At 67.0% G+C, this 13153-nt stretch carries 11 protein-coding genes; 4 read left to right on the top strand and 7 right to left on the bottom strand.

From position 1 onward, the window contains the following. Window positions 1-27: 27 nt before the first annotated feature. From Q0Q36_RS12230 to argH, 4 genes are all read right to left on the bottom strand, one after another. The gene (locus tag Q0Q36_RS12230) at window positions 28-2733 is read right to left on the bottom strand and encodes a TIGR02302 family protein (protein WP_293798455.1); all 2706 of its coding nucleotides are present in this window, start codon (window positions 2731-2733) and stop codon (window positions 28-30) included. A 144-nt stretch (window positions 2734-2877) separates the two neighbouring features. Then, window positions 2878-4167, bottom strand: coding sequence for a diaminopimelate decarboxylase (gene lysA, locus Q0Q36_RS12225; protein WP_293798454.1), 1290 nt, complete (start codon window positions 4165-4167; stop codon window positions 2878-2880). 158 nt (window positions 4168-4325) lie between these two features. After that, entirely contained in the window at window positions 4326-4589 is a 264-nt protein-coding gene (locus tag Q0Q36_RS12220) for a lipoprotein (protein ID WP_265056104.1), read from the bottom strand. Window positions 4590-4670: 81 nt separating this feature from the next. Beyond that, a complete protein-coding gene (gene argH, locus Q0Q36_RS12215; RefSeq protein WP_293798453.1) occupies window positions 4671-6056 on the bottom strand; it encodes an argininosuccinate lyase in 1386 nt (461 codons plus the stop codon). A gap of 30 nt (window positions 6057-6086) precedes the next feature. On the opposite strand from argH, the gene Q0Q36_RS12210 reads away from it, so the two are divergent. The 4 genes from Q0Q36_RS12210 to Q0Q36_RS12195 all read left to right on the top strand — a co-directional run bounded on the left by Q0Q36_RS12210 (window position 6087) and on the right by Q0Q36_RS12195 (window position 10183). Next, window positions 6087-6713 carry a TlpA disulfide reductase family protein gene (locus Q0Q36_RS12210; protein WP_293798452.1) on the top strand — a complete coding sequence of 209 codons (627 nt, stop codon included), beginning with the start codon at window positions 6087-6089 and terminating at the stop codon, window positions 6711-6713. Between the two features lie 342 nt (window positions 6714-7055). Next, entirely contained in the window at window positions 7056-8030 is a 975-nt protein-coding gene (locus Q0Q36_RS12205; RefSeq protein ID WP_293798451.1) for a hypothetical protein, read from the top strand. Window positions 8031-8098: 68 nt separating this feature from the next. Continuing rightward, a complete protein-coding gene (locus Q0Q36_RS12200; RefSeq protein WP_293798450.1) occupies window positions 8099-9829 on the top strand; it encodes a carbamoyltransferase C-terminal domain-containing protein in 1731 nt (576 codons plus the stop codon). A 105-nt stretch (window positions 9830-9934) separates the two neighbouring features. Further along, window positions 9935-10183: a DUF1272 domain-containing protein gene (locus Q0Q36_RS12195; RefSeq protein WP_265056109.1), complete on the top strand. Its 249-nt coding sequence runs from the start codon at window positions 9935-9937 to the stop codon at window positions 10181-10183. Between the two features lie 44 nt (window positions 10184-10227). Here Q0Q36_RS12195 and grxD read toward each other — a convergent pair whose 3' ends face one another. The 3 genes from grxD to purL all read right to left on the bottom strand — a co-directional run bounded on the left by grxD (window position 10228) and on the right by purL (window position 13150). Then, window positions 10228-10563 (bottom strand): Grx4 family monothiol glutaredoxin, encoded by a 336-nt coding sequence (grxD, locus tag Q0Q36_RS12190; RefSeq protein ID WP_293798449.1) that lies wholly within the window; start codon window positions 10561-10563, stop codon window positions 10228-10230. Window positions 10564-10690: 127 nt separating this feature from the next. Beyond that, on the bottom strand, window positions 10691-10927 hold the full coding sequence (locus tag Q0Q36_RS12185) for a BolA family protein (protein ID WP_061970071.1): 237 nt from the start codon (window positions 10925-10927) through the stop codon (window positions 10691-10693). A gap of 12 nt (window positions 10928-10939) precedes the next feature. After that, a complete protein-coding gene (gene purL / locus Q0Q36_RS12180) occupies window positions 10940-13150 on the bottom strand; it encodes a phosphoribosylformylglycinamidine synthase subunit PurL (protein WP_293798448.1) in 2211 nt (736 codons plus the stop codon). Window positions 13151-13153 lie beyond the last annotated feature (3 nt).

The following is a 13153-nucleotide window of genomic DNA, read 5'->3' as shown; positions in this document are numbered from 1 at the left end:
GCGTTCCCGCTCAATCGAAACGCCCGCTCAATTCCGCCGCAGCAGCCGCTCCAGGTAGTCCAGCTCTTCGGTCGGCCTCAAGGGATCACCGAGCCGCTTGCGCAGCTCTTCCAGGATGCGCCGGGCTCGCTGGGTCGCGCTTTCGTCGGCGCCCGGCACCTTGACCCGGCCGTCGGCCCAGTCGCGCTGGCGCTGCGGCCGGCCGAGCGGATCCTCGCTGCCGCGCTGCTGCGCCGAAGGCCGCCCCTGCTGACGTCCGTCGGGCTCGCCATAGGCCTGCCCCTCGCCTTCGCCCTCGCCGGGCTGGCCCTGCATCTGCTGGGCGAGATTCTGCCCCCCCTTGCGCAGGGCTTCGAGCGCACGGCCCTGCGCATCGAGGGCACCCTCGCCCTGACCCTGGCCGAGCTGGCTTTCGGCCTCGCGCATCGCGTCCTCGGCTTCGTCGAGTTCGCCGCTCTGCGGCGCCCCCATGCCGCGCATCCGCCGCTGCAGATCCTGCAGGCGCTCGCGCAGGGCCTGCTGGCGCTGCGACAGGCCCTGCCCCTGGCCGTTCTGGCCCTGCATGCCCTCGCCGCCTTCACCGTCCTCACCCTGCTCGCCGGGCTGCTGACCCGGCTGCTGGCCACGCTGACCTTGTTGACCGCGTTGCCCTTGCTGGCCTTGTTGCCCGCGCTGACCCGGCCGGGCCTGCTGCTGGCCCGGGCGCTGGCCGCGCTGGGTCTGGCCCTGCCCCTGCTGGCGGCGCTGCTCGTTCTGATAGGTCTCGTCGCGCAGGTTCTGCTGGTCGCGCGTCATCCGGTCGAGATCGCCGAGCGCCTGGTTCATCTCGCGCTGGCGCGGGTCCTGCTGACCCGGACGCGCCATCTGGAGATTGTTGAGCATCCGGTTGAGCTCTTCCATCAGGCGCTGCGCTTCGGCCATGTCGCCGCGCTTCGACAATTCCTCGATGCGGTCGAGCATGTTCTGCAGGTCGCGCGGCGTCACCGTCCGGAAGTTCTCGGGCAGGCGGGCCTGATCGCGGTCGCCGTTCTGCTGTTGCTGGCGCATCATCTGCTCGGCGAGCTGGCGCATGAAATTGTCCATGGCCCGGCGCATCTCGTCGGTGAGCTTCTTGATCTCCTCCTCGGAGGCCCCGCGCTCCAGAGCCTGCTGCAGGTTCTCTTGCGCCTGCCGCAGCGCCCGCTCGGCATCGGACATGTCGCCATCCTCGAGCTGGAGCGCCATCGCCCACATCAGCTCGGAGACCTCGCGCAATTCATCGTCGCTGCTGGAGCGGCGCAGGCGCTCGGTCAGCAGGCGCATGCCGAGATAGACACCGGCCTCCGGCATGAACAGGTTGGGCTCGATCATCAGCGCGTCCATGGCGAGCTGCACCTTGGAGCGGTCCTCGACATCCATGACGAGCTTGCGGCGCTGCTCGACCAGCGCCTTGGCCAGCGGCTTGGTGAAGGTGCGCTGCGGCAGCACGACCTCAAGCGGCTCGCTGCGCCCCTCCTGCCCGGCCTCGTCCTTGGCGATCAGCACCATCCTGACCTTGGCGCCGGCCCAGGGATGCGCGGAGAAATCGACGGTGCTCTTGTTCTCCTCCTCGCCCGAGGCAGAGGACGGCACGGCGAGATTCTGCTTCGGCGGCTCGACGAGCGAGCGCCCGCCCTTCGCCACGTCGGGACGCGAAACATTCACCTCGATCGAGGCGATGCCATAATCATCCTTGGCCTTGTAGGTGATGGCGAGGCCGCCCGATTGCGCGCCGGTGACCGGCTTCGGCGGATCGGTGAAGGCGATGGTCGGCGGCTGGTCGGCCACGGAGGTGATCGAGAGCGTCGTACCCGGCGCGCCGCTGCCGGTGAGCTTCAGCGTGCCATTGCCGGCGAGCATGAAGCGCTTCTCCAGCACGGCCTGCTGCGGCCAGGCCGGTTGAGCTGGCTTGGCCTCGCCTTCCTTCGCCTCCGGCTTGATCGGGTCGAGCCGGCCGGTCGTGGCGACGTCCATGTTCGTCTTGCCGGCGATGCGCACGACGATGACGGATTTCTCGGGCGCGCTGAGATGCGGGCTCGCGAGCTTGGCGAAATCGATCAGGATCGGCGGCAGCCGCGTATAGGCCGGCGGATCGATCCAGGCGTCGATCCGGGTCGAGGCCGCGATGGCGGAGGGCCCCTTCCAGTCGAAGGCGGCGGAGAGCCGCTGCGTGATCTCGGGCCCGGCGACGAAGAAGCCGGTGATGGCGGCGAGCAGCGGCACGGCGCGCAGCGCCCGCCTGTCATGGCCTGCCATGTGCGGCTGCGGCGGCTGGACACGCAACGCCGCGACCTGCCGGCTCTGGCGCTCGACATGCAGCTTCCACAGCGCCTGCGAGACCGGATCGGCCGAACCGATCGCCAGGCTGTCCTCCAGCGACGAGGCCGGGCGGTGACCCTCGGCAAAGGAGCGGTCGAGCCGCGTCAGCGCATCGCGATGCGTCGGCAGGACGAGGCGGGCGACATGCCAGAGGCTGCCCGCGAAGGCTCCAGCGAACGCCAGCACGCCGATGATCCGCCCATACCAGGGCAGATGCGTCCACAGGCCAAACCACGAGACGGCGAGGAAGGTCAGGACGATGCCGAGCGGCAGCCAGAGCCGCGGCCACAGCCGCTCCCAGCCGAGCGAAACCCGCGAAGCCAGCGCGAGACGGCGCAGCCGCAGCCGGATGCCGTCGATCGTGTCGGGCGCCTTTCGGCGCTCTGCCTCGCTCATGCCATCGCTCCGGGGCAGCCCCCATTCCTGTCTGAACTTGCCTGACCCGGTCAGGCTAACACGGGAATGTGGCATTGCCAGTCCCCGGACCGGCCTTTGCACCGCGCTCGACGTTTCGTGAACGGTCGGTCCGGAGCAGGCCGATCAGGCCAACCAGCCCGGCAGCTTGTCCGTGCCGATGAGCTCCTCGTAGCTCTGGCGCGGCCGCGTCACGGCATATTGGTCGCCCTTGACCATGACCTCGGCGACCAGCAGGCGCTGGTTATAGGTGGAGGACATCGAGGCGCCATAGGCGCCCGCCGTCATGAAGGCGACGAGATCGTTCTGGCGCAGCTGCGGCAGCTTGCGCCCGGTGGTGAAGGTGTCGCCCGATTCGCAGATCGGCCCGACCACGTCATAGGACAGTTCCGGCCCACCGATTTCGGGCTCCGCCACCGGCCAGATCTCGTGATAGGCCTCGTACATCGCCGGCCGGACGAGATCGTTCATCGCCGCATCGACGACCAGGAACTGCTTGGTCGGGCGCGGATTGAGATGCAGCACCCGCGTCAGCAGGATGCCGGCATTGCCGACGATCAGGCGGCCGGGCTCGAAGCCGAGCTCGACATCGAGCCCCTTCGTCACCCTGGCGACCATTTCGGCATAGGCATCGATCAGGCCCGGCCCGTAATCGAAGGTCTTGGGGATGTCGTAGGGGATGCCGAGCCCGCCTCCGAGATCGAGCCGGTCGACGCGGTGTCCCTCGCCCTTAAGGTCGCCGACCAGTGCGACCATCTTGGAATAGGCGGCCTCGAAGGCATCGATCTCGCGGATCTGGCTGCCGATATGGACGGCGAGGCCCATGATCCGCACGCCCTGCATGTTGGCAGCGCGCGCATAGAGCCGGCCGACCTCCTCGAAGGAGACGCCGAACTTGTTCTCGGAGGAGCCGGTCGTGATCTTGGCATGGCCGCCGGCGCCGATATCGGGATTGACCCGGAACACCGCCTCCTGCCGCTTGCCGAGCGACGCCGCGACCTTAGACAGCAGGTCGAGCTCACTCTCGCTCTCGATATTGACCTGATAGATGCCGGCCTCGACGGCGAAGCGCAGCTCCTGCTCGCTCTTGCCGACGCCGGAGAACACGATCTTCTCGGGCGGAATGCCGGCGGCCAGCGCCTTGCGCACCTCGCCTTCCGAGACCGTGTCGATGCCGGCGCCGAGCGCGCCCAGCGTCTTCAGCACGCCGAGATTGCCGTTTGCCTTCATCGCATAGAAGACATGGGCCTTGCCGGCCGGCGCGGTCGTCTTCATCGCCGCCTCGAACAGCTTGTAGTGCCGCTCGATCGTCGCGCTCGAATAGACATAGACCGGCGTGCCGACCTCGGCCGCGATGCGCTGGAGATCGACGCCCTCGGCATGGAGCGAGCCGTCGCGATAGGCGAAATGATGCATGGGATTAACCCTGGAAAGGCTTGCTGAAATTCACGCCGGCATCCCGGCCGGAGCGAGGCGCAGAGCCGGGATCCATGCCGGAATCTTCGACGGCAGCGCTCTGGCATGGATCCCGGGTCTCCCTTCGGTTGCCCGGGATGACCGCGAGGAAAATGAAATCACATCAACGGGTCGAGGAGGAAAGGCTTGTCCGGCACGGTGATCGCCCGGTTGGTCTTGGCCGGCTTCGCCAGCACGGAGGCCGAGCCCAGGGAGGCGGGGTCGTTCTCCTTGGCACCGATCTGATCGTCCGGCAGGTCGATGGCGCCCGTTGCGTTCGGCGGCGGCTCCAACGGCCCTTTGCGCCCGCAGGCGCCGAGTGCAACGGCCAGCAGGCCGACGACCAGCAAGGTGCGGCCGAGTTTCAGGCGGGAATCAAGCACGAAAACGAACCCTCGGGGCGAAACGTGGCGGGACCTTAGCGGAGGATGCGGCGGAGCGCGAGACTCTCCGCCGCTTCAACCTCAGCCTTTCGCGAGCTGCTTCAGCCAGCGGCGCGCCTGCTTGCGGACATTGGCCGGGGCCGTGCCACCATAGCTGACGCGGCTCTTCACCGACTGGTCGACGCCGAGCACGGCGAAGACGGCCTCGGTGATGGCAGGCTCGACGGCCTGCATCTCGGCGAGCGAGAGCTTTTCCAGCCCGACCTTCTTCTCGGAGGCGATGCCGACGAGGCGGCCGGTGACGTGATGCGCGTCGCGGAACGGCATCTTGAGAACCCGCACCAGCCAGTCGGCGAGATCGGTCGCGGTGGCGTAACCGAGGCCGGCGGCCTTCTTCATCACCTTGAGGTCCGGCTGCATGTCGCGGACCATGCCGGCCGTCGCGGCGAGGCAGAGCGACAGCGTCTGCAGCGCGTCGAACGTGCCTTCCTTGTCCTCCTGCATGTCCTTCGAATAGGTCAGCGGCAGGCCCTTCATCATGGTCAGCAGGCCCTGGAGCGCGCCGAAGACACGGCCCGCCTTGCCGCGCACCAGCTCGGCCGCGTCGGGATTGCGCTTCTGCGGCATGATCGAGGAGCCGGTCGAGAAGGCGTCGGAGAGCCGGACGAAGCCGAATTGCGGCGTCGACCACAGCACGATCTCTTCGGCGAAACGCGAGAGATGCATCGCGCAGATCGAGGCCGCCGAGAGCGTCTCCAGCACGAAGTCGCGATCCGAGACCGAATCGAGCGAATTCGCCGTTGGCCGGTCGAAGCCGAGCGCCTTCGCGGTCATGTGCCGGTCGATCGGGAAAGAGGTGCCGGCAAGCGCAGCGGCGCCCAACGGGCACTCGTTGAGGCGGGTACGGGCGTCGCGGATGCGGCTGCGATCGCGGCCGAGCATCTCGACATAGGCGAGCAGATGATGGCCGAAGGTGACCGGCTGTGCCGATTGCAGATGGGTGAAGCCCGGCATCACCGCGCCGGCGTAGGTATCGGCCTTCTCGGCCAGCGCGCGCTGGAGGTCGGCCATCTGGCCGTCGATCTCGTCGAGCGTATCGCGCACCCACAGACGCATGTCGGTCGCAACCTGGTCGTTGCGCGAGCGGGCGGTGTGCAGGCGGCCGGCGGCGAGGCCGATCTTGTCCTTGAGATTGGACTCGACGTTCATATGGACGTCTTCGAGCGCCCGCGAGAACGTGAAGGCACCGCTCTCGATCTCGCCCTCGACGGTCTTGAGGCCGGCGGTGATCGTCGCGACATCATCCTTGGTCAGGATGCCGGTCTCGGCCAGCATGGCCGCATGCGCCAGCGAGCCGCGGATATCCTGGCGCCAGAGCTTCCTGTCGAAATCGATGGAGGCATTGATCTCCTCCATGATGGCGTCGGGACCTGTGGCGAAACGCCCACCCCACATGCGATTGCTCACGACGGTCTTTCCTGCTTTTGAGGACGCGCGATGACGTCTGGAAAAAAGATCGGACTGGCCCTCGGGGTCGTGGCGGCGCTCGGCCTCGCTGGCGTAGCTGCCTTCTACTCCGTCACCGGCGATGCCGGCAACGGATCATGCAGCGCCGCGCGCGCGACAGCAGAGCGCATGAAGCCGCTGGTCAAGGGCGAGGTCGCGGCCGTGGAACTGCGCACCCGCCCGCAGCCAGCGCCGCAGCTCACCTTCACCGGACCGGACGGGCAGCCGATGACCTTGGCCGCTCTCAAGGGCAAGACGCTGCTGGTCAATCTCTGGGCGACCTGGTGCGCGCCCTGCCTGAAGGAAATGCCGGCGCTCGACGCGCTCCAGAAGGAGATGGGCGGGCCGGATTTCGCAGTCGTCGCGATCAATATCGACACGCGCAATCTCGACAAGCCGAAGGCCTGGCTCGCCGAGAACAAGGTCGCCACCCTGCCCTTCTACGGCGATCCGCAGGCCGGGACTTTCCAGGCGCTGCGTGCCGCCCACAAGGTCGAGGGCATGCCGGTCAGCATCATCGTCGACAAGACCGGCTGCGAGCTCGGCATCATCCAGGGACCGGCCGATTGGGCCAGCGCCGATTCGAAAGCCCTGATGAAGGCCGCCATCGGCCGCTGATTGACGACTTTGAACCGCGCGGGCTTAGAGCCTCTAACAAAACCCGGAGGGGTCTCGATGGGCTTTGGAGGAGCCGAATGCCAGGAGGAGCGCGCAGCCGATATCCATCGATATCGGCAAGTCGCTCCGACGCCGCAGGCGGCCCTCCAAAGCCCACCTTCGGCGCCGGGAATTCGACCGCCCGCGGCGTCGCGGCGCTTGCCGATACCAACGGTATCGGCTTCACTCCGCTCCTGGCGGAGCGGACGAATTGCCGGCGTCGAGACCCCTCCGGGTTTTGTTAGAGGCTCTTAATTGCGCGACGGCGGGAGGGAGCATTCGTCGCAAGCGAGGTCTTCGATCGTGAACGCATCCACTGTCCGCGCGGCGCTTCTGCACTGCCTTCTCGCCGTTACCCTGCTCGGCGCCAGCCTCGGTCTCGCACAAGCTCAGGAGCGCAAGGCGATCACCGGGACCACCGTGTCGCTCGTGCCGCTCACCGGCTTCACGCCCGCGACGACCTTCGCCGGGCTGGAAAGCGCCAGCACCAAGGCCTCGCTCCTCGTCGTCGAACTGCCGCCGGTGGCTCATGACCAGCTCGCCCCGCTCTTCGGCGACATCGACAAGGCCAAAGCGAATTTCGCGCGCCAGAACATCACCGTCGACGACATCGAGACGATCGAGACCGGTGCCGGCCCGGCCCCGCTGATCACCGGCAGCCAGCAGGCCAACGGCGCGAGCTACGACAAGTGGATCGTGCTGCTGAAGGGCGAGAAGACGGTGATGATCACCGTCCAGTCGCCCGATGGCGCCGATCTCGACCCGGACGATATCGTCGCGATGCTGAAGACGGTCTCGCTCGGCGCCCCGCCCAGCATGGCGGAGAAGCTGAAGGCCCTGCCCTTCACCGTCGCAGCGGCCGAGCCGTTCCGGATCATCGATACGCTCGGCGGCTCCGGCGTGCTGATGACCTCAGGCCCGCTCGACGCCGATCCTTCCGGCACGCAGCCGATCATCGTCGTCGCCTACCAGCTCTCCGCGCCGGTTCCGGCCGACAAGCTCGAAGCCGGCGCCGAGGCCCTGCTCAAGCAGACCAAGAATCTCGAAACCGCGGCGATCACGACGCGCGAGCGCGTGCCCTTCGCCGGCGGCTCCGGCATCCTGCTCGCGGGCACCGCCACGGACCGCGGCACCGAGAAGCGCTTCGCCCAATATATGGCGATCGGCGCCGACGGACGGTTCGTCCGCCTCATCGCGATCGCCCCGGCCGGCGCCTATGACGGCGTCAAGCCCGGCATCGAGAAGGTCGCGGCCAGCATCGCCTTCGCCGCGAAATAGCTGCCCCCTGTCGCGCTCTCCGCTCAATCCGATTGGCTGGGAGCGCGGACAAGGGTAAGGCAGGCGCCATGACCTATACGATCGGCCTTGCCACCACCTTCCACGATCCCGCCATCGCGATCATCGGCCCCGATGGCGAGGTGCTCTTCGCGGAGGCGACCGAGCGCTATCTGCAATACAAGCGCGCGCCGAACTGCGAGCCGGATTCGGCGCCGCGCATGGAAGGCCTGCTGAAGCGCTACATCCCTGAAGGCGCCGAGGTCCGAATCGCCACGAGCTGGGGAGAGGATTTCACCGGCTTCCTCGACCAGATGGCTCGCGCCGGCTCCTTCACGCTCGACACTTTGCTCAAGCTCTCGCCCGACCTCAACCGCTCGCTGGTGCCGGAACGGACCGAGCGCGCGCTGATCGCCTCGCTGCATCTCGGCCAGCAGCGCGCCGGCATGGGCGTGCTGCTGGGGCTCGACCGCGCTTATGGCAAGGCGAACGTCACCGGCCTTAAGCGCTACGGCCACCATCTCAGCCACGCGGCCTATGCCTGCTGGTCCTCGCCTTTCGACAACGCCGCTTGCCTCGTCGTCGACGGCATGGGCGAGACCGGCGCCTCGGCGATCTTCGCGCTGGAGAACGGCAAACTCCGCGAAGTGAAGCGCCATCGCGGCCGGGAATCGATCGGCTTCTATTTCGGGCTCGTCACCGATCTTGCCGGCTTCGATCAGGCCAAGGGCGAGGAGTGGAAGATCATGGGGCTCGCGCCCTATGGCAAGACCGACCCGGAGCTGATGGCGCTGCTGCGCAAGCTCTACAGCATCGAGGACCACAAGCTCTCCTTCGCCAAGGCCGATATCGTGCAGGGGGTCGCCGCCGAGATCCTGACGAAGCGCCCGGCCAATGCTCTCGACCAAGGCTGGGCCGATCTCGCCCGTTGCGGGCAGGACGTCTTCGCCGAGATGATGGAAGCGCTGCTCGGTGAAGCCGCGGCATTGGTGCCGAGCGAAAACCTCGTTCTGGCCGGCGGCTGCGCGCTGAACTCCTCCTTCAACGGCAAGATCGCCGGCCGCCACGGCTTCAAGACGGTCTTCGTGCCCTCGGCTCCAGCGGATGACGGCAACGCGATCGGGGCCGCCTGGCTCGCGCACGCTGAAGCCAATCCGGACTGGCGCGCACTGAGGGGACCGCTCTCGCCCTATCTCGGCTCGACCGTCTCGACCGAGCCCTTCGAGCGCATGCAGCTCTGGGAGAAGCGGCTGCGCAAGCTCTCCCCCGACGAGATCGCGCCCGTCACTGCCAAGCTCCTCACCGAAGGCAAGCTGATCGGCTGGGTGCAGGGCCGTGCCGAGTTCGGGCCGCGCGCGCTCGGCAATCGCTCAATCATCGCCGATCCCCGCCCCGCCGACGCCAAGGACATCCTCAATGCCAAGGTGAAGTACCGCGAGGCCTTCCGGCCCTTCGCACCCTCGATCCTGGCCGAGCATGCCTCCGACTGGTTCGAGAACTACCAGGACGCGCCCTATATGGAGCGCACGCTGGTCTGGAAGGAAGCGGTGCGCGACCGTGTCCCGGCCGTGGTCCATGAGGACGCGACCGGCCGTCTCCAGAGCGTCACGGCTGAACGCAATGCGCGCTATCACGCGCTGATCTCGGCCTTCCATGAACTCACGGGTGTGCCGGTGATCCTCAACACCTCCTTCAACATCATGGGCAAGCCGATCCTGCACACAGCGGAGGACGCGATCCTGATGTTCTATACGAGCGGGCTTGACGCGCTGGTGATCGACGATTGGCTGCTGGTGAAGTAACGGGCGGCCGACCGATCCGCCCCGTTGATCGGTCGGATCACGCGAAATCGCTGGTTTCAGCCTGGTTTGCGGTCAATCTTCCGGCCATCGGAAGGAGACGACGCCATGCTGCAATTGCGCCCGAACTGCGAATGCTGCGACCGCGACCTGCCACCGCAATCGCGCGACGCCCTGATCTGCACCTTCGAATGCACCTTCTGCAGCGACTGCGTCGAGACGCGCTTCGCCGGCACCTGCCCGAATTGCGGCGGCGACCTCGTGCGCCGGCCGATCAGGCCGGAGCGCATGCTGGAGAAATACCCGGCCTCGACCGAACGCGTCCGCAAGCCGCATCCGCAATGCGCGGCGGCTTGAGGAAAGCGCTCAGGTCAGAAAGCTGATCGGGAAACCGGCGAGCCTCAGCTCGCCTGCTTCACCGCGATGCCCTTCTCTTCGAAGAGCGCCTGCAATTCGCCGGCCTGGAACATCTCGCGGGTGATGTCGCAGCCGCCGATGAACTCGCCCTTGACATAGAGCTGCGGGATCGTCGGCCAGTTCGAGAAGGCCTTGATGCCCTCGCGGATTTCCTGATCCTCGAGCACGTTCACGCCCTTATAGGGCACGCCGATATAGCCGAGGATCTGCGCGACCTGGCCGGAGAAGCCGCACATCGGGAATTGCGGCGTGCCCTTCATGAACAGCACCACGTCATTGTTCTTCACTTCCGCTTCGATGCGGGCATTGACGTCGGACATCGTCTCGTCTCCTGCAGCGGGTTCAAGGCCCGCCGGATGGTCTCAAGATCGCGCCGCATTCGGATGTTTCATCCGAATGCGGAAGAAGTGATCGATTCTCAAAAACGGAGCATTGCCCCGCAATGCTCTAATCTTGGGGAACGCTGGTCGTCAGCGCAAGGGCGTGCAGCACGCCGCCCATATTCCCCTGCAGCGCGGCATAGACCATCTGGTGCTGCTGCACCCGGGTCTTGCCCTTGAAGGCGGCCGAGACGACGGTCGCGGCATAGTGGTCGCCGTCGCCGGCCAGATCCTTGATCTCGATCGCCGCATCCGGCAGCGCCGCCTTGATCATGCGCTCGATCTCGTGGGCATCCATCGCCATGGGTCGAACTCCTCAGGCCGCCTTGCCGGCCATGTAGGACGGCAGCCAGTCTTCATGGATCGTGCGGAGATCGGCGATCGCCAGAGCCGGCTCGCCCGGCAGGGCAAGCGAAGCGCCGCCTGTCTTGCCGACAACAAGTGCCGGGACACCGGCAGCCTTCGCCGCAGCGATTGTCGCCTCGGCCTCGGCCGCCGGAACCGCCAGGACATAGCGCGCCTGATCCTCGCCGAAGAGCGCGGCATGGGCGGGGCCGGCCGGCAGCGTCTCGATGGTGGCGCCGATGCCCTTGGCCATCACCATCTCGGCGAGCGCCACGGCAAGGCCGCCATCCGACAGGTCGTGGCAGGTCGAGACCTTGCCGCCCGCGATCAGCCCGCGCACGAAATCGCCGTTGCGGCGCTCGATCGCGAGATCGACCGGCGGCGGGGCGCCCTCCTCGCGACCGCAGACGGTCGCGAGATAGGCGCTCTGGCCGAGCCAGCCCTGCGTTTCGCCGATCAGGATGATCGCCTCGCCCTCAGCCTTGAAGGCGACGGTAGCATGCCTGGTCACATCGGCCATGACGCCGACGCCGCCGATGGTCGGGGTCGGCAGGATCGAGATGCCGTTGGTCTCGTTGTAGAGCGAGACGTTGCCGGAGACGACCGGGAAGTCGAGCGCCTTGCAGGCCTCGCCGATGCCGCGGATGCAGCCGACGAACTGACCCATCACTTCCGGCTTCTCGGGATTGCCGAAATTCAGGTTGTCGGTGATGGCGAGCGGCGTCGCACCCGTCGCGGTCAGGTTGCGCCAGGCTTCGGCCACCGCCTGCTTGCCGCCCTCGAACGGATCGGCCTCGCAATAGCGCGGGGTGACGTCGGCGGTCATGGCAAGGCCCTTCGGCCCGTCCTCGATGCGGATCACGCCGGCATCGCCGCCCGGCGTCACCGCCGAGTTGCCGAGGATCAGCGTGTCGTACTGCTCCCAGATCCAGCGCTTGGAGGAGAGGTCCGGCGAGCCGATCAGCTTCTTCAGCGCGTCGGCATTGCCGCAGGGCGGCGCGACGTTCTCTGCCGCGATGCGCTGCTGCGGCACGGTCTCGATCCAGGGCCGGTCGTATTCCGGAGCCTCGTCGCCGAGTTCCTTGATCGGCAGGTCGGCCATGACCTCGCCCTTGTGCTTGATGACGAAGCGCAGCGTGTCGGTGGTGTGGCCGATGACGGCGAAGTCCAGGCCCCATTTCTTGAAGATCGCCTCGGCGGCGTCCTCATGGCCGGGCTTGATCACCATGAGCATGCGCTCCTGGCTCTCCGACAGCATCATCTCATAGGCGCTCATGCCCTCCTCGCGGCAGGGCACCTTGTCGAGGTCGAGCTCGACGCCGAGATCGCCCTTGGCGCCCATCTCGACGGCCGAGCAGGTCAGGCCCGCAGCGCCCATGTCCTGGATCGCGTCGACATGGCCCGCAGCCATGATCTCGAGGCAGGCTTCGAGCAGGAGCTTCTCGGCGAAGGGGTCGCCAACCTGCACGGTCGGGCGCTTCTCCTCCGACTTGTCGTCGAATTCGGCCGAGGCCATGGTCGCGCCGTGGATGCCGTCGCGGCCGGTCTTGGATCCCAGATAGACGATCGCCTTACCGACGCCGGAGGCCTTGGCGTAGAAGATTTCGTCGGCCTTGGCGATGCCGACAGCCATGGCGTTGACGAGGATGTTGCCGTCATAACGCGTATGGAAGCCGGTGGCGCCGCCGACATTCGGCACGCCGAAGGAATTGCCGTAGCCGCCGATGCCGGCGACGACGCCGGAAACCAGATGGCGGGTCTTCGGATGCGCCGGATCGCCGAAGCGCAACGCGTCGAGCACCGCGATCGGGCGCGCGCCCATGGTGAAAACGTCGCGCAGGATGCCGCCGACGCCCGTCGTCGCGCCCTGATAGGGCTCGATGAAGGACGGGTGGTTGTGGCTTTCCATCTTGAAGACGATCGCCGTGCCGTCGCCGATATCGATGACGCCGGCATTCTCGCCCGGCCCCTGAATCACCCAGGGCGCCTTGGTCGGCAAGGTCTTCAGGTGGATCTTCGAAGACTTGTAGGAGCAGTGCTCGTTCCACATCGCCGAGACGATGCCGAGCTCCGTGATCGTCGGCTCGCGGCCGATCAGATGCAGGAAGCGCTGATACTCGTCCGGCTTCAGGCCGTGCTCGGCGACGAGCTGCGGGGTGATCTTGATGTCGTTCGGAATCACGGG

The organism is uncultured Allobosea sp. (genome assembly GCF_945957345.1).
In the GTDB taxonomy this organism is placed as follows: domain Bacteria; phylum Pseudomonadota; class Alphaproteobacteria; order Rhizobiales; family Beijerinckiaceae; genus Allobosea.
The sequence above is the reverse complement of the archived record's forward strand: the minus strand, read 5'-3'. Positions and strand labels throughout refer to the sequence as shown.

Bases quoted from the DNA above. Each gene is read 5' to 3' on its own strand.
- Q0Q36_RS12195 (WP_265056109.1), top strand. From the start codon at position 9,935: ATGCTGCAATTGCGCCCGAACTGCGAATGCTGCGACCGCGACCTGCCA.
- grxD (WP_293798449.1), bottom strand. From the start codon at position 10,563: ATGTCCGACGTCAATGCCCGCATCGAAGCGGAAGTGAAGAACAATGAC.
- Q0Q36_RS12230 (WP_293798455.1), bottom strand. From the start codon at position 2,733: ATGAGCGAGGCAGAGCGCCGAAAGGCGCCCGACACGATCGACGGCATC.
- lysA (WP_293798454.1), bottom strand. From the start codon at position 4,167: ATGCATCATTTCGCCTATCGCGACGGCTCGCTCCATGCCGAGGGCGTC.
- Q0Q36_RS12200 (WP_293798450.1), top strand. From the start codon at position 8,099: ATGACCTATACGATCGGCCTTGCCACCACCTTCCACGATCCCGCCATC.
- Q0Q36_RS12185 (WP_061970071.1), bottom strand. From the start codon at position 10,927: ATGGCGATGGATGCCCACGAGATCGAGCGCATGATCAAGGCGGCGCTG.
- Q0Q36_RS12210 (WP_293798452.1), top strand. From the start codon at position 6,087: ATGACGTCTGGAAAAAAGATCGGACTGGCCCTCGGGGTCGTGGCGGCG.